The organism is Streptomyces sp. NPDC002309 (assembly GCF_053593375.1).
Genome location: NZ_JBSFCI010000059.1, coordinates 15,558 through 32,328, shown reverse-complemented (window position 1 = coordinate 32,328; position 16,771 = coordinate 15,558). Strand labels below are relative to the sequence as shown.

The window sequence follows — 16,771 nt, the reverse complement described above, 5'->3', positions numbered from 1 at the left end:
AAACGCCCGGTTACATTCCGAACCCGGAAGCTAAGCCTTACAGCGCCGATGGTACTGCAGGGGGGACCCTGTGGGAGAGTAGGACGCCGCCGAACTACCTTTACAGCTCCGGTTCTTGGGCACTGCCCAGGAACCGGAGCTTTTTTGCGTTGAGGTAGGGTTCGGGGGGCATCGTTGGCTCGTTTTCGACAGGAGGCCCCCGGTTGGAGGTCCAGGAGACCCGCGTTCAGACGGACCGGGTCCTCACCATCCCGAACATTCTCAGCATGGCCCGGCTCCTTGGCGTGCCCCTGTTTCTGTGGCTGATCCTCAGGCCCGAGTTCGGCGGGCCGAAGAGTGACGGCTGGGCACTGCTGGTGCTGGCTCTGAGCGGGATCAGTGACTACCTGGACGGCAAACTCGCCCGGCGCTGGAACCAGATCAGCAGCCTCGGCCGGCTCCTCGATCCCGCGGCGGACCGGCTCTACATTCTCTCGACCCTGGTCGGGCTCACATGGCGGGAGATTCTGCCCCTGTGGTTGACCGCTGCACTGCTTGCGCGGGAACTGGTCCTGCTGGTGATGGTGGGCATCCTCAGACGCCATGGCTATCCGCCGCCGCAGGTGAACTTCCTCGGGAAGGCCGCCACCTTCAACCTGATGTACGCTTTCCCGCTGCTGCTGTTCAGTGACGGAAGCGGATGGCCGGCGTCACTCGCTGCGATTTTCGGATGGGCGTTCGCCGGGTGGGGTACAACCCTCTACTGGTGGGCAGGAGTCCTCTACGTGGTACAGGTCCGCCGCCTGGTTCGCGCGGACGCCACGGCCGATTGAGCTCGTCGATTGCGCGGCCGTAGCGGTGCGATGGCCCGCAGGGGAAAAGTGCGGGACAATTCGGACGGGTGAAGTCGGCTAGACCGTCGTCTCTTCGAGGAGGACGCTTCCGACATGAAGGCCGTCGTGATGGCCGGTGGCGAGGGCACGCGCCTTCGTCCCATGACCTCAAGCATGCCCAAGCCGCTCCTGCCGGTGGCCAACCGGCCGATCATGGAGCACGTTCTTCGGCTGCTCAAAAGGCATGGGCTCAACGAGACAGTCGTGACTGTCCAGTTCCTTGCCTCTCTGGTCAAAAACTACTTCGGTGACGGCGAAGAGCTCGGTATGGAGCTCACGTACGCCAACGAGGAGAAGCCACTCGGTACCGCCGGAAGTGTCAAGAACGCCGAAGAGGCGTTGAAGGACGACACGTTCCTTGTCATCTCCGGTGATGCTCTGACGGACTTCGACCTCACCGATCTGATCAACTTCCACAAGGAAAAGGGCGCACTGGTCACCGTCTGTCTGACCCGTGTCCCCAATCCTTTGGAATTCGGCATCACGATCGTCGACGAAGAAGGCAAGGTCGAGCGGTTCCTCGAGAAGCCGACCTGGGGTCAGGTCTTCTCCGACACCGTGAACACCGGCATCTACGTCATGGAGCCCGAGGTCTTCGACTACGTCGCGGCCGATGTGTCCGTCGACTGGTCCGGCGAGGTCTTCCCTCAGCTCATGAAGGAGGGCAAGCCGATCTACGGCTATGTCGCCGAGGGCTACTGGGAGGACGTCGGCACGCACGAGAGCTATGTGAAAGCACAGGCCGACGTCCTGGAGCGCAAGGTCGACGTCGAGATCGACGGCTTCGAGATCTCGCCGGGTGTGTGGGTGGCCGAAGGGGCCGAAGTGCATCCTGACGCCGTGCTCCGCGGGCCGCTCTACATCGGCGACTACGCCAAGGTCGAGGCCGGCGCGGAAATACGCGAGCACACGGTCGTCGGCTCGAACGTGGTCGTGAAGAGCGGAGCGTTCCTGCACAGGGCGGTGGTGCACGACAACGTGTACGTCGGGCAGCACAGCAATCTGCGCGGCTGCGTCGTCGGGAAGAACACGGACATCATGCGGGCGGCCCGCATCGAGGACGGCGCCGTCATCGGTGACGAGTGCCTCATCGGTGAGGAATCGATCGTGCAGGGCAATGTGCGGGTCTACCCGTTCAAGACGATCGAGGCCGGCGCCTTCGTCAACACCTCGGTCATCTGGGAGTCGCGGGGCCAGGCCCATCTCTTCGGTGCGCGCGGCGTCTCCGGCATCCTGAACGTCGAGATCACACCGGAGCTGGCCGTACGGCTGGCCGGCGCGTACGCGACGACGTTGAAGAAGGGGGCCACCGTCACGACGGCGCGCGACCACTCCCGTGGTGCCCGTGCGCTGAAGCGAGCCGTGATCTCCGCGCTGCAGGCCAGCGCCATCGACGTACGCGACCTGGAGAACGTACCGCTGCCGGTCGCCCGTCAGCAGACGGCTCGGGGCAGCGCGGGCGGGATCATGATCCGCACCACCCCCGGGGTGCCGGACTCCGTGGACATCATGTTCTTCGACGGGCAGGGCGCCGATCTCTCGCAGGCGAGTCAGCGGAAGCTGGACCGGGTCTTCGCCCGTCAGGAGTACCGAAGGGCGTTCCCCGGCGAGATCGGGGATCTGCACTTCCCGTCCAGCGTCTTCGACTCGTACACCGGGTCGCTGCTGCGTAACGTCGACACCACCGGGATCGCCGAGTCGGGGCTGAAGGTCGTCGTCGACGCCTCGAACGGAAGCTCCGGGCTCGTGCTGCCCAGCCTGCTCGGCAAACTCGGTGTGGACTCGCTGACGATCAACCCGGGCCTGGACGAGTCCAGGCCGACCGAGTCTGCGGAGACGCGTCGGTCGGGCATGGTGCGGCTCGGAGAGATCGTGGCGTCCGCGCGAGCCGCCTTCGGCGTGCGTTTCGACCCCGTCGGCGAGCGGCTGTCGCTGGTCGACGAGAGGGGGCGGATCGTCGAGGACGACCGGGCGCTGCTGGTGATGCTCGACCTCGTCGCGGCCGAGCGTCGCAGCGGACGGGTCGCGCTTCCGGTGACCACGACGAGGATCGCCGAGCAGGTCGCGGCGTATCACGGGACCCAGGTCGAGTGGACCACCACGTCCCCCGACGACCTGACCAGGGTCGGCCGGGACGAGACGACCATCTTCGGCGGCGACGGCAAGGGCGGCTTCATCGTCCCGGAGTTCAGCAGCGTCTTCGACGGCACGGCGGCGTTCGTCCGGCTGATCGGGCTGGTGGCGCGGACGCAGCTCACCCTCAGCCAGATCGACGCACGCATCCCTCGTGCGCATGTCATCAAGAGGGATCTGGCGACTCCGTGGGCGGTCAAGGGGCTGGTCATGCGGCGCGTGGTCGAAGAGGCCGGGAGCCGTGACGTGGACACCACGGACGGTGTGCGCGTGGTGGAGGCCGACGGGCGCTGGGTGATGGTGCTGCCCGACCCGGCGGAGGCGGTCACCCATCTGTGGGCGGAGGGGCCGGACGACGCCTCCGCCCAGGCACTGCTCGACGAGTGGTCCGAGGTGGTGGACAGCGCCGGGCGGTAAATCAGCAGTACGCGCGCGTGCCGGACAAGTGTCCCCAAGGGGGCCTGTCCGGCACGCCGGAGGGCCATTCGGAGGTAGCGGCCGCGACGTGCGACGATGTGCGGCATGCCGCAGCAGCCCCCCGTTCGGAGCACACCCACGCGCCCCACGCGCCCGGACGCGTCCATGTCGCTGCTCACCAATGTCATGGATCACAGCCTCGACGACGGCTACGCCGAGGCCGCGGCGCGCAAGCAGTCCGCCGGAGGCCTGCCGAGGACGTTGCGGGCGAAGCTCGGTCTTGCCGCCGGACTGGTGCTGGCGGCTCTGGTGGTGACCGTCGGCGCGGCACAGGCACGGGTGGCGGCGCCGGCCGTGGCGAAGGAGCGCGAGGAGCTCATCGACCGCATCGACCGGGAGACCGAGGCGGCCGACGAGCTGGAGAGCACCGTCGACAAGCTGCGGGACGACGTCAGCGCCCGGCAGCGGGAGGCGCTCAGGCAGAGCGGCGGTGACCGGAGCGACCTCGTCGGCATCCTGTCCGGCGCCGCCGAAGTGCACGGCCCCGGTGTGAAGTTGGTCGTGAACGACGCCAAGGGGGCCACCTCCGGCGGGGACCACGACCCGCGCGGGACCACCGGATTCTCCGACACCGGCCGGGTGCGCGACCGCGACATGCAGCGCGTGGTGAACGGGCTGTGGGAGTCGGGCGCCGAGGCCGTTTCGATCAACGGGCAGCGTCTGACGGCGCTGTCGGCGATCAGGGCCGCGGGTGACGCGATACTGGTCGACAACCGGCCGCTGGTGCCGCCGTACACCGTGCTCGCGGTGGGGGACGGCGACGGGCTGAGCAAGAAGTTCCAGAACAGCGCGGACGGGCTCTATCTGCATGCCCTGCAGGAGAGCTTCGGCATTCGGACGAGCATCTCCGTGGAGGGGGAGCTGAGGCTCCCGGCCGCGCCGAGTGTGATCGTCCGCACAGCACAGCCGATAACCGAGTCAGCACAGCAGAGCACTGAGAAAGGCACATCGTGATCGCCGTACTGGGCCTCGTCGTGGGCGTCGTGGCCGGCCTGTTGGTCCGGCCCGAGGTTCCGGCGGTCGTCGAGCCTTATCTGCCGATCGCCGTGGTGGCGGCCCTGGACGCCGTCTTCGGCGGCCTGCGGGCCATGCTCGACGGCATCTTCGACGACAAGGTCTTCGTGGTCTCCTTCCTGTCGAACGTGGTCGTCGCCGCGTTGATCGTCTTCCTGGGCGACAAGCTGGGCGTCGGCGCCCAGCTGTCCACGGGTGTCGTGGTCGTCCTCGGCATCCGGATCTTCTCCAATGCCGCGGCGATCCGCCGGCACGTCTTCAGGGCATGAGGCCGATGAGCGACCAGGACGAGAAGGCCGGCGGGACGACGGGCGAGAGCCGGCTGCGCGAGGAACTGCCCGCCGAGGTGCCGGCGGAGGGCACCACGGAACTTCCGGAGACGGCCGAGGGGGAGACGCGGTCAGGGCTCACGGGGCGACAGCGGCTGGTGAAGGGGCTGTGGCCGCCGCGGATCACCCGAGCCCAACTGATCGTCGCGCTGCTGCTGTTCGGGCTCGGCTTCGGCTTGGCCGTGCAGGTCGCCTCGAACAGCGACGGCGACAGCGCGCTGCGCGGGGCCCGGCAGGAGGATCTCGTGCGCATCCTCGATGAACTGGACGACCGTACTCAGCGTCTTGAGGACGAGAAGCAGGGTCTCGAGAACCAGCGGGAGGAGCTGGAGAACAGCTCGAACCAGGCCGAGGAGGCCCGGCGGCAGACGATCGAGAAGGAACGGCAACTCGGTGTGCTGGCGGGCACGGTGGCGGCGCAGGGTCCCGGCATCACGATGACCATCGGCGACACGAAGGGAACGGTCGAGGCGAACATGCTGCTCGACGCGATCCAGGAGCTGCGCGCGGCAGGGGCGGAGGCGATCCAGGTGAACGGCGTGCGGGTCGTCGCGAACACCTATCTGACGGACTCCGGGCAACGTGTGAGCGTCGACGGGAACAAGATCAACGCGCCCTATCGTTTCAAGGTCATCGGTAAGCCGCAGGACCTCGAACCCGCGCTCAACATCCCAGGAGGCGTGGTGCAGACGCTTGAGAAGGAGCAGGCCACCGTGACTGTCGAGCGGTCGGACAAGATCGTCGTGGACGCCTTGCGGTCGGTGAAGCGACCTGACTACGCTCGGTCGTCCTCCCAGTGAACCGGCGGTGCATGGGGGTGGTCCGGGGAGGGCATGAGGTTGCGGGGGGTCGGCGCACCGATCGGCTGGTGCGTGGTGGAAACTGTCTGGTGGATACGGACGTTGTGAGGATGTCCGGGTCGGCCAGTGTGTGTGGTCACGGTTCGTCCTGCCCCACGGGCGGGTCTGTTTCGGTCAAGGGGAATCGCCCGTGAAGTTGTTTGCGAAGTTGTTCGGCAAGAGTGCGCGAGACGGTCGTGACAACGCGACCGCTCGGCATCGCGCACAGCCTGACGCGGAGGGTCAGCGCCCGCTGTTCCGGGACCAGGTCGCTGGTCCGGGTGGTGACATTTCCGGTGGTCAGGGCGCGCCGTCGGTTGACCCTGCCCAGGCCGGAGGCATAGGTTTCGGGCAACCGTCAACCTCAAGTGCGGGTGGAGGGTTTTCCGCCGACCCGTACGCGTCCCACGCCCCTGCGGGGCAGCCGCGGCAGGAGGATCCGTCCATGTCGGCCCTGGTTTGTACGAGGTGCGGCAACCGCAACGCGGAGAGCAGTCGCTTCTGTTCCCACTGCGGTGCGCCGCTGCGACCGGGAGTCACGCCCGAGCGTCCGTCCGAGACGACCTCCACGATCTCCATCAGCGGTCTTGAGGCGTACGACGCCGAGGTCACCGGTCAGACGCAGATGCCGACGCTGTCCCCCGAGGCGCAGGCCGCGGTGGACGCGCTGCCGATGGGCTCCGCGCTGCTGGTGGTGCGTCGGGGACCGAACTCGGGCAGCCGCTTCCTGCTGGACAGCGACCTGACGACGGCCGGTCGGCACCCGCAGAGCGACATCTTCCTGGACGACGTGACGGTCTCGCGTCGCCATGTGGAGTTCCGGCGCAGCCCCGACGGGTCTTTCACGGTGGCCGACGTCGGCAGCCTCAACGGCACATACGTCAACCGGGAGCGGATCGACCAGGTCGCCCTGTCGAACGGCGACGAGGTCCAGATCGGCAAGTACCGGCTCGTCTTCCACGCGAGCAGGCAGGGTATCTGACCCTCCTCCGGAGTCCGTCCGGAGAAACTCCGAGGGAAGTTCCATGCGTCTCACACCGAGCGGCGGCTCCGGGTACGGTGCCGCCGCCACGGACAGCGGGCTGATCAGTATCGGCACGGTGTTGAACGTGCTGCGCGAGGAGTTCCCCGAGGTCACGATCTCCAAGATCCGGTTCCTGGAGTCGGAGGGGCTCATCGAGCCGCAGCGGACACCCTCGGGGTACCGGAAGTTCAGCCCGGGGGACGTCGAGCGGCTCGGGCACGTGCTGCGGATGCAGCGTGACCACTATCTGCCGCTCAAGGTGATCCGCGAACACCTTGACGCGCTGGAGCGCGGTGAACAGGTGCGGCTGCCGGCGCTAGGCCGGCAGCGGGCCGGACAGGAGCCCGCGGAGGAGCCGTCCGAGGGACCGACGGCGGCGCGGATCGCCCGGGCGGAGTTGCTGGCGACGGCCGGGATCGATGAGCGGGAACTGTCCGAGTGGGAGTCCTACGGACTGGTCACCCAGGTGGCGGCCGGTGTGTACGACGCGGAGGCGGTCACCGTGGCCGCGCTCGTCGTCGAACTGGGCCGGTCCGGGATCGAGCCGCGGCACCTGCGTGCGATGAAGGCGGCGGCCGATCGTCAGGCGGGGCTCGTCGACCAGGTGGTGGCTCCGCTGAAGCGGCACCGGAATCCGCAGACGAGGGCGCACGCGCAGGCGCGGGCGCAGGAGCTGGCGGGGCTCACGGTGAAACTGCATGCGGCGCTGGTGCAGAGCGCGCTCGGGGTGCGCCTGCCCTGAACGGGCTGTGTGCGGCGGGCTGTGCACCGGGGCCTCGGCGGGCGTGCGGGCGGCAGGGCGCGCGGTGTGGCGGTCCTCGGCGGCGCGTTTCGAGCAGGAGGGGCTGTGCTGCGGTTGTGAGCCTCGTGCAGGTCCTCGGGTACGAGGACGGGCAAGCCGGGCCGGGCAGGCTTCGCCGCCGGCTCAGGCAGCGGTGAGGATGCCGGTCCGCCTCGTCCGTCCCGTGGTGGCCGAGAGGTGGCCGTGGCGGCTCGGCCGACGGCCGGACAGGGCCGTCCGGGCGCAGGGGCTCCGGTCCGTCGTGGCCCCAGGCGCGCGGGCGCCAGGCTGCGCGCGCCCCCGAGCTGCGGGCACGTGCCCGGCGCACCGGGGTGAGCGCGAAGCGGGTGGGTGACGGCCGGATCGCGTGGGGGATGACGGCCCGACTACCCAAACGTCCCGGGCACGGCCTAGGGTTGCTGTGTGAACGAGCTCGATGTCGTAGGTGTCCGGGTCGAAATGCCCTCCAACCAACCGATCGTGCTCCTGCGCGAAGTGGGAGGCGACCGTTACCTCCCCATCTGGATCGGGCCGGGGGAAGCGACGGCGATCGCCTTCGCCCAGCAGGGCATGGCCCCCGCGCGACCGCTGACCCACGACCTGTTCAAGGACGTGCTGGAGGCCGTCGGCCAGGAGCTCACCGAAGTACGCATCACGGATCTGCGTGAAGGTGTCTTCTACGCCGAGCTGGTCTTCGCCAGCGGTGTCGAGGTGAGCGCCCGCCCGTCCGACGCCATAGCGCTCGCCCTGCGCACCGGTACGCCGATCTACGGCAGTGACGGGGTGCTCGACGACGCCGGTATCGCGATCCCCGACGAGCAGGAGGACGAGGTGGAGAAGTTCCGGGAGTTCCTCGACCAGATCTCGCCCGAGGACTTCGGCACCAGCAGCCAGTGAGTGTGGCGGCCCGCGCGGACCCGGGGTCCGCGGCGGGCCGGTATGTGCCCGGCGCCGTGTCGCGCGCTCCGGCACGTGCCAGTGGCGACTGAGAGCGTCACGCGACTTTCCGCCAGAGCATTCGGCTAGCCTTTCCCCGCGGTGGGGTGCGGGAAACCACTCTCAGGGTGATTATCACTCGGCGTGCCGAGTGTGGCGATCGTTGACGCACCCTTGGTGACTGCCTACCGTCGAGAAGGCAGGTCAAGGACGGAGGTCGGCGTGAGAACCAGCGGCGACGGTACGGCTGGGGGTGCCCCCGGACGCGGTTTCGGGGAGAGCGGTTCGTACCCTCCCCCGAGCTCTCGGCTTCGCCCGAGTGGGGGGTACCCTCCGCACGGCAGGGCGACTGATCACGCTCCGCAGCGACCTATGGCCGTTCCCGGCGGCGGAGGGGCGGCGCCCATGGCGTCCGAGGAGATCGGCTACCGAGGCCCGACGGCCTGCGCGGCCGCGGGCATCACCTATCGGCAACTGGACTACTGGGCCCGGACGGGCCTCGTCGAGCCCAGTGTGCGGCCGGCCCACGGGTCCGGTACGCAACGCCTGTACAGCTTTCGCGACGTCGTCGTACTGAAGATCGTCAAGAGATTCCTCGACACCGGGGTCTCGCTGCAGAACATCCGCACCACCGTCCAGCACCTGCGCGAGCGTGGCTTCCAGGACCTGGAGCGGATGACACTGATGAGCGATGGCGCCACGGTCTACGAGTGCACCTCGCCCGACGAGGTCCACGCCCTGCTCCAGGGTGGCCAGGGGGTCTTCGGGATCGCCGTCGGTGTGGTCTGGCGGGACGTGGAGAGCGCCCTGTCGCAGCTGCACGGCGAGCGGATCGACACCGGTGAGACGCTGGTCGGGCACAATCCGGCGGACGAGCTGGCGCGGCGGCGCAACAGGGCCGTCTGAGGCACTGCCGACGGCGGCCCGTGGCCACGGGGGCGTTGTCAGTGCCGTGAGGCAGCATCGGACCTGTGAGAACCGCGCCCACGATCCTGCATCTCGACATGGATGCCTTCTTCGCCTCGGTGGAGCAGGCGTCCAAGCCGAGCCTGCGCGGGAAAGCCGTGATCGTCGGTGGGCTCGGACCGCGCGGAGTGGTGGCGACCTGCTCGTACGAGGCCCGGGTGTTCGGGGTGCATTCGGCGATGCCCATGGGCCAGGCGCGCAGGCTCGCGCCGAACGCCGCCTGCCTGGTGCCGCGCTTCGGGCTGTACCGGACGATCAGCGAGCAGGTGATGGCCCTGCTGCGGGCGATGTCGCCGCTGGTGGAGCCGTTGAGCCTGGACGAGGCGTTCGTCGATCTGGAGGCCGGTGGGGCCGCCAGGGACCGGGAGTCGGCTCGGCTGGCGGGGGTCAGGCTGCGCGCCGACATCCGGGCCGTCACCGGTCTCACGGGGTCGGTCGGGCTCGCCGCCTCCAAGATGCTCGCGAAGATCGCCTCCGAGGAGGCCAAGCCGGACGGACTGGTGCTGATCGAGCCGGGCACCGAGCGGGCGCTGCTGGGCCCGATGTCGGTGCGGACGCTGCCGGGGGTGGGACCCGCGACGGGCGACCATCTGCGCCGGGCCGGGATCGTCACGGTGGAGGAGATCGCCGAGGCGGGCGAGGACGAACTCGTCCGGCTCCTGGGCAAAGCGCACGGGCACGCGCTGTACGCCATGGCGCTGGCCCGTGACGACCGTCCCGTGGTCGCCGAGCGGGAGGCGAAGTCCGTGTCGGTCGAGGACACCTACGACGTGGACATCCATGACCGGGTCCGGGTCGGGCTGGAGGTGCAGCGGCTCGCGGACCGGTGTGTGCGGCGGCTGCGCGGGGCCGGGCTCTCCGGCCGGACGATCGTGCTGAAGGTGCGGCGGTACGACTTCTCGACGCTGACCCGTTCCGAGACGCTGCGGGGGCCCACGGACGACCCCGCGGTGGTGCGGGAGGCGGCGGCCCGGCTGCTGGACTCCGTGGACACGACCGGGGGCGTGCGGCTGCTGGGGGTCGGCGTCAGCGGCCTGGCCGACTACACCCAGGAGGACCTGTTCGCGCAGGCGGCGGGGGAGCGGGACGCGGGGCCGGCGGAGGGCGCCGCGGACGAGCCCGAGCGGGAGGAGGCGGGGCCCGTCACGAGACGGTGGGCCGCGGGGCACGACGTGCGGCACGCCGAGCACGGGCACGGATGGGTGCAGGGCAGCGGGCTGGGGAGAGTGACCGTGCGCTTCGAGACGCCCGGGTCGGAGCCCGGGCGGGTGCGGACCTTCCGGATCGACGATCCCGCGCTGGAGCCGGCCGATCCGCTGCCGCTGGTGGCGCGAAGACCCGAGCTTCAGGGCTGAGTCCTCCGGGTCACGTCTCTTCCGAGCCGGCCAGCTTGCCGAAGTCGTGGTCCGGGAGCGTCGGGGGAGCGGCCACGTCGAGGCCGTAGTGGTGGTAGAGCTGGAGTTCCTGCTCCGGGGAGAGGTGCCGGCCGACGCCGAAGTCGGGGGCGTCCTTGATGAGGGCGCGCTCGAAGGGGACGTGCAGCGTGCCGTCGATCAGCTCGCTCGGCTCCAGGGGGACGAAGGCGTCTCTGCTGAACAGGCCGGTCCGTATGGCCGCCCACTCCGGTACGCCGGTCGCGTCGTCGAGGTACACCTCGTCGATGGTGCCGATCTTGCTGCCGTGACGGTCGAATGCCTTGCGGCCGATCAGGTTGCGCGGATCGATATCGGTCTGCACGGGCCCTCCACTGGTTCGCACCTCGTCCGTAAGCACAACAAAAGAGCACATTGCGGGACGCGGCCACTCGAACGCCGGGGCGTTGACCTCGCTGGTACCCTGGCAGCGGCTGCTGACCCCGTGCGGGAGAGTCCTCCGGAGATCACACCGGGGGGCGCCGAAGGAGCAAATCCTCCCCGGAATCTCTCAGGCCCACGTACCGCACGGAAGAGGTCACTCTGGAAAGCAGAGCGGGTGTCACGGCTCCCGCTCTCACCGACGGTGCAAGCCGGACGTCCTGTGGCGGCCGGTGAAGCTCTCAGGTTGTGATGACAGAGGGGGAGGCCGTCGGGGCACCCGTGCCGGGGTGTCCCTCGAAGGTCGCGTCAGACCAGGAGGCCTCCGCAATGACCGCCCAGCGCATCCCGCTCTCCGAGCTCGAACAGGGCATCCCCTTCGAGCAGCGTCACATCGGGCCCGACCAGGAGGCGCGGGCCAAGATGCTCGCGCAGGTCGGCTACGGCTCGCTCGACGAGCTCACCGCCACCGCGGTACCGGATGTGATCAAGAACGCCGCATCCCTCGCTCTGCCGGGCGCCCGCACCGAGGCCGAGGTGCTGCGTGAGCTGCGCTCCCTCGCCGACCGGAACCAGGTGCTGGGCTCCATGATCGGGCTCGGCTACTACGGGACCTTCACCCCGCCGGTCGTCCTGCGCAACGTCATGGAGAACCCGGCCTGGTACACGGCGTACACCCCGTACCAGCCGGAGATCTCGCAGGGCCGGCTGGAGGCGCTGCTGAACTTCCAGACCGTGGTCGCCGACCTCACGGGGCTGCCGACCTCGGGTGCCTCGCTGCTCGACGAGGGCACGGCCGCGGCCGAGGCGATGGCGCTCTCCCGGCGCATGGGCAAGAACAAGAAGGGCCTCTTCCTGGTCGACGCGGACGCGCTGCCGCAGACCATCGCCGTGATCCAGGGCCGCGCCGAGCCGACCGGGGTCGAGGTGGTCGTCGCCGACCTCGCCGGCGGTATCCCGGCCGAGATCGCGGACCGTGAGATCAACGGCGTGCTGATCCAGTACCCGGGTGCCTCCGGGGCCGTACGCGACATCAAGGCCGTCATCGACCAGGCGCACGAGCGGGGCGCGCTCGTCACCGTCGCCGCGGACCTGCTGGCGCTGACGCTGCTGAAGTCGCCGGGTGAGCTGGGCGCGGACATCGCCGTCGGTACCACGCAGCGGTTCGGTGTCCCGATGGGCTTCGGCGGGCCGCACGCCGGTTACATGGCGGTGCAGGAGAAGTTCGCGCGCAGCCTGCCCGGGCGGCTCGTGGGCGTCTCCGTCGACGCGGACGGCAACAAGGCCTACCGGCTGGCGCTCCAGACGCGCGAGCAGCACATCCGGCGTGAGAAGGCGACCAGCAACATCTGCACCGCGCAGGTGCTGCTCGCCGTGATGGCCGGGATGTACGCCGTCTACCACGGGCCCGAGGGCCTGGAGGGCATCGCACGGCGGACCCACCGGTACGCCGCGATCCTCGCCGCGGGTCTGCGTGACGGCGGTGTCGAGATCGTGCACGGCGCCTACTTCGACACCGTCACCGCGCGGGTGCCGGGCCGGGCGGCCGAGGTCACCGCCGCCGCGCGCGCGAACGGCGTCAACGTGTGGCGGATCGACGCCGACCACGTCTCCATGTCCTGCGACGAGACCACCACCCGGGACCAGCTGGCCGCCGTGTGGGCCGCGTTCGGTGTCGAGGGGGACATCGAGGCGCTGGACGGTCGCACGGAGGACGCGCTGCCCGAGGGGCTGCTGCGCACCGACGCGTACCTCACGCACCCGGTCTTCCAGCAGCACCGCTCCGAGACCGCGATGCTGCGCTACCTGCGCCGGCTCGCCGACCGCGACTACGCGCTCGACCGGGGCATGATCCCGCTCGGATCCTGCACCATGAAGCTCAACGCGACCACGGAGATGGAGCCGGTCACCTGGCCGGAGTTCGGTCAGCTGCACCCGTTCGTGCCGGCCGAGCAGGCGGCTGGGTATCTGACGCTCATCCACGAGCTGGAGGACCGTCTCGCCGAGGTCACCGGCTACGACAAGGTGTCGTTGCAGCCGAACGCCGGCTCGCAGGGTGAGCTGGCCGGGCTGCTCGCCGTGCGCGGGTACCACCGTGCCAACGGCGACGAGCAGCGGACCGTCTGCCTGATCCCGTCCTCCGCGCACGGCACGAACGCCGCGAGCGCCGTGATGGCCGGCATGAAGGTCGTCGTGGTGAAGACCGCCGAGGACGGCGAGATCGACGTCGAGGACCTGCGGGCGAAGATCGAGCAGTACCGCGACGAGCTCTCGGTCCTGATGATCACGTACCCGTCCACGCACGGTGTGTTCGAGGAGCACGTGGCCGACATCTGCGCCCAGGTGCATGACGCCGGCGGTCAGGTCTACGTGGACGGGGCCAACCTCAACGCGCTGGTGGGGCTCGCCAAGCCGGGGCACTTCGGCGGCGACGTGTCGCACCTCAACCTGCACAAGACGTTCTGCATCCCGCACGGCGGCGGTGGTCCGGGTGTCGGTCCCGTGGCCGTGCGGTCGCACCTCGCGCCGTACCTGCCGAACCACCCCCTGCAGCCGGAGGCCGGGCCGGAGACCGGGGTCGGTCCGATCTCGGCCGCGCCGTGGGGTTCCGCGGGGATCCTGCCGATCTCCTGGGCCTATGTGCGGCTCATGGGCGGGGAGGGCCTGAAGCGGGCCACGCAGGTGGCTGTGCTGAGCGCCAACTACATCGCCAAGCGTCTGGAGCCGCACTTCCCGGTGCTGTACACCGGCCCCGGCGGGCTGGTCGCGCACGAGTGCATCATCGATCTGCGGCCGCTGACCAAGGCGACGGGCGTCAGCGTCGACGACGTGGCCAAGCGACTGATCGACTACGGGTTCCACGCGCCGACGATGTCGTTCCCGGTGGCCGGCACGCTGATGATCGAGCCGACCGAGTCCGAGGACCTCACCGAGATCGACCGGTTCTGCGAGGCGATGATCGCGATTCGCGCGGAGATCGAGAAGGTCGGCGCGGGCGAGTGGCCGGCCGACGACAATCCGCTGAGCAACGCTCCGCACACCGTCGGCCTGCTGGGCGGCGAGTGGAACCACGCGTACTCGCGCGAGGAGGCCGTCTTCCCGAACGGCGTGTCGGTCGCCGACAAGTACTGGCCGCCGGTGCGCCGTATCGACCAGGCGTTCGGTGACCGGAACCTGGTGTGCTCCTGCCCGCCGCTGGACGCGTACGAGGACTGAGGACGACGCAGGCGGCGCCGGTCGCGGAAGCGGCCGGCGCCGGTGGACGAGGGCTCCCTTCGGGGGCCCTCGTCGTGTTGTGCGGGGAGATCCGGCCGGGGCGAGCGCTGTCGATGTGTACGTCTGTCGATTCCACGCGGACCCCGTCATGGCGGGACCGGGCAGGCTCGGTCGGCCGGGCCGCGCCGGTGCTTCGGTGTGCGCTGAGGTGCCGGCCTGCCCGGACGTCGCCGGAGCGGCCTCAGCCCGTGTGGACGCGGGGGCGCCGAGCGACGTCCGGTTCCGCGACGCGCAGGACCTCCCGGGTGACCGGGGCGACCTCGCCCTGTCCGAACAGGAAGAAGCGCAGGAAATTGGTGAAGGGGTTGCCCTCGGTCCACTCGAAGTAGATGTGCGGGGTGCAGCCCGTCGTGTCGCGCACGTGCAGGAGCAGGGCGGCCAGGGCGTTGGGGATGGAGGAGGACTCCAGGGTCAGCACGCGGTACCGGTTGTGCAGGACCTCGCCGCGGACCGTCAGACCGGCCTCGAACTCGGACGGGTCGGTCACCGTCACCTCGACGAAGACGAAGTCCTCGGGGCCGGCCACGTCGTTGTCCTGACGGATCTGCTCGATCTTGTCGCGGTACTCGGCCTTGTCCCGCTGGTCGGGCTCGTTCGCGATGAACCGGATCTTGCGGCTGGCGATGTCCCGTACGAACCGTTCGGCCATGGGGTCCAGGGTCACGCCGGTCACCCGGAGCTCGAAGGAGCGGGCGAGCCGTGAGACCAGGGAGAGGATCATGATGCCCGCGATGAAGCAGGCGCCGATCTTCACACCGTCGGGCCGCTCGACCACGTTCACCACCGTGGTGTAGAGGAACACCACCGAGATCACGCTGAAGCCGATGGTCCACTTCCGCTGTCCGGCCTTGCGGGCGGCGATGGTCACCGCGATCGCCGCGGAACTGATCAGCACCAGGACGCCGGTGGCGTAGGCGCCGCCCTGCGCGTCCACGTCGGCGTCGAAGAGCCAGGTGACCAGGAAGGCGACCAGGGTGAAGACGATGACCATCGGGCGGACCGCGCGTGCCCAGTGCGGGGCCATGCCGTAGCGGGGCAGGTAGCGGGGCATCAGGTTGAGCAGGCCGGCCATCGCGGAGGCGCCGGCGAACCACAGGATGGCGATGGTCGAGACGTCGTACAGCGTGCCGAACGCGTTGCCCAGGTATTCGTGCGCGAGATACGCCAGAGCGCGGCCGTTGGCCTGGCCGCCCTCCTCGAACTCGTCCGCCGGGATGAGCAGGGTGGTGATGAAGCTGGTGGTGATCAGGAAGAAGCTCATGATCAGGGCGGCGGTGGTGAGCAGCTTCTTGGTGCCGCGGATGCGGCCTTCGGGGCGCTCCTCCGTGTCGCTCGGGTCCCCCTGGACATGGGGCATCACGGCGACGCCGGTCTCGAAGCCGGAGAGGCCGAGGGCGAGTTTGGGGAAGACGATCAGGGCGACGCCGATCATCACGAAGACGTTGCCGTGCTCGGCGGTGAGGGCGTTGGACCAGTCGGTGACGACATGGCCCTCGGTGGCGACGTGCAGGAGGCCGGCCACGACGACCACGGCGTTGAGCGCGAGGTAGCCGGCCACCAGGGCGACCGCGACGCCGATCGCCTCCAGGAAGCCCTTGAGGAACACCGCGCCGAGCAGGGCGATCAGCACCATGGTGATCACCAACTGCTGGTCGTGCAGGGCCTCGTTCAGGTGGGGGTTCTCGACCAGGTGGGTGGAGGCGTCGGCGGCCGACAGCGTGATGGTGATGAGGAAGTCGGTGGCGGCGAAGCCGAGCAGGGTGAGGACGAACAGCTTGCCCTTCCAGAAGGTGAGCAGACGTTCCAGCATCGCGATCGAGCCCTGGCCGTGCGGGCTCTCCTCGGCCACCCGCCGGTAGACGGGCAGGGCGCCCGCCAGGGTGACGATCACGAGCACGATGGTCGCGATCGGCGAGAGCAGACCGGCCGCGAGGGCGGCGATGCCGGGCTGGTAGCCGAGGGTGGAGAAGTAGTCGACACCGGTCAGACACATCACGCGGTACCAGGGGCGGCCCTCGGCGGCGGGAGCCTGAGAGGCGGGCGGGCTCTGATGGCCGCCCGCCTTGCCCATGTCGGACAGCCCCTCCAGCATCCAGGCGCGCAAGCGGCCGGGCGCGGCGTGTTCGATCGGGGCCATCGACGTGCTCCTGATGTGCGGTCGGCGTGCGGTTCCGGCCATCACGCGGACGGCGCCCTCAGCGTATGCGGAGAGTGACGCCTGGGCCTGCGGTCGGGCGGGCTCGCGGCGTCAAGCTTGCGTTAAGACTGAGCGGTGGGGCGACCCATCGCATCAAGAGAGTGGCAAACGTGTCGACTTCAACCTTGTTGAGC

At 69.5% G+C, this 16,771-nt stretch carries 13 protein-coding genes, 1 rRNA gene and 1 riboswitch; of the genes, 12 read left to right on the top strand and 2 right to left on the bottom strand.

Annotation, left to right across the window (positions count from 1 at the left end):
• The 11 genes from rrf to ACWCPM_RS32155 all read left to right on the top strand — a co-directional run.
• A 5S ribosomal RNA gene (rrf, locus tag ACWCPM_RS32205) occupies positions 1–95 on the top strand; the annotation flags it as partial.
• Positions 96–203: 108 nt separating this feature from the next.
• Positions 204–812 carry a CDP-alcohol phosphatidyltransferase family protein gene (locus tag ACWCPM_RS32200; protein ID WP_450979802.1) on the top strand — a complete coding sequence of 203 codons (609 nt, stop codon included), beginning with the start codon at positions 204–206 and terminating at the stop codon, positions 810–812.
• Between the two features lie 114 nt (positions 813–926).
• Positions 927–3,422, top strand: coding sequence for a sugar phosphate nucleotidyltransferase (locus ACWCPM_RS32195; RefSeq protein WP_450979801.1), 2,496 nt, complete (start codon positions 927–929; stop codon positions 3,420–3,422).
• 105 nt (positions 3,423–3,527) lie between these two features.
• On the top strand, positions 3,528–4,436 hold the full coding sequence (locus ACWCPM_RS32190; RefSeq protein ID WP_450979800.1) for a DUF881 domain-containing protein: 909 nt from the start codon (positions 3,528–3,530) through the stop codon (positions 4,434–4,436).
• On the top strand, positions 4,433–4,765 hold the full coding sequence (locus ACWCPM_RS32185; RefSeq protein ID WP_003988855.1) for a small basic family protein: 333 nt from the start codon (positions 4,433–4,435) through the stop codon (positions 4,763–4,765). The genes ACWCPM_RS32190 and ACWCPM_RS32185 overlap by 4 nt, the downstream gene beginning before the upstream one ends.
• Before the next feature lie 5 nt (positions 4,766–4,770).
• Entirely contained in the window at positions 4,771–5,625 is an 855-nt protein-coding gene (locus ACWCPM_RS32180; RefSeq protein WP_450979799.1) for a DUF881 domain-containing protein, read from the top strand.
• 190 nt (positions 5,626–5,815) lie between these two features.
• On the top strand, positions 5,816–6,646 hold the full coding sequence (locus ACWCPM_RS32175) for an FHA domain-containing protein (protein ID WP_450979798.1): 831 nt from the start codon (positions 5,816–5,818) through the stop codon (positions 6,644–6,646).
• Positions 6,647–6,689: 43 nt separating this feature from the next.
• Positions 6,690–7,430, top strand: coding sequence for a transcriptional regulator FtsR (gene ftsR / locus ACWCPM_RS32170; protein ID WP_450979797.1), 741 nt, complete (start codon positions 6,690–6,692; stop codon positions 7,428–7,430).
• A gap of 462 nt (positions 7,431–7,892) precedes the next feature.
• A complete protein-coding gene (locus ACWCPM_RS32165; protein WP_004002801.1) occupies positions 7,893–8,366 on the top strand; it encodes a bifunctional nuclease family protein in 474 nt (157 codons plus the stop codon).
• A gap of 261 nt (positions 8,367–8,627) precedes the next feature.
• A complete protein-coding gene (locus tag ACWCPM_RS32160; protein ID WP_450979796.1) occupies positions 8,628–9,311 on the top strand; it encodes a MerR family transcriptional regulator in 684 nt (227 codons plus the stop codon).
• Positions 9,312–9,376: 65 nt separating this feature from the next.
• Entirely contained in the window at positions 9,377–10,726 is a 1,350-nt protein-coding gene (locus tag ACWCPM_RS32155) for a DNA polymerase IV (RefSeq protein ID WP_450979795.1), read from the top strand.
• Positions 10,727–10,736: 10 nt separating this feature from the next.
• Here the strand turns inward: ACWCPM_RS32155 and ACWCPM_RS32150 are convergent, their stop codons facing one another.
• Positions 10,737–11,108 carry a PRC-barrel domain-containing protein gene (locus ACWCPM_RS32150; protein WP_450979794.1) on the bottom strand — a complete coding sequence of 124 codons (372 nt, stop codon included), beginning with the start codon at positions 11,106–11,108 and terminating at the stop codon, positions 10,737–10,739.
• Between the two features lie 113 nt (positions 11,109–11,221).
• Positions 11,222–11,320, top strand: a riboswitch (glycine riboswitch).
• Between the two features lie 174 nt (positions 11,321–11,494).
• Here ACWCPM_RS32150 and gcvP point away from each other — a divergent pair.
• Positions 11,495–14,380, top strand: coding sequence for an aminomethyl-transferring glycine dehydrogenase (gene gcvP, locus ACWCPM_RS32145; protein ID WP_450979793.1), 2,886 nt, complete (start codon positions 11,495–11,497; stop codon positions 14,378–14,380).
• 241 nt (positions 14,381–14,621) lie between these two features.
• Here the strand turns inward: gcvP and ACWCPM_RS32140 are convergent, their stop codons facing one another.
• The gene (locus ACWCPM_RS32140; protein ID WP_450979792.1) at positions 14,622–16,577 is read right to left on the bottom strand and encodes an amino acid transporter; all 1,956 of its coding nucleotides are present in this window, start codon (positions 16,575–16,577) and stop codon (positions 14,622–14,624) included.
• Between the last annotated feature and the right edge of the window lie 194 nt (positions 16,578–16,771).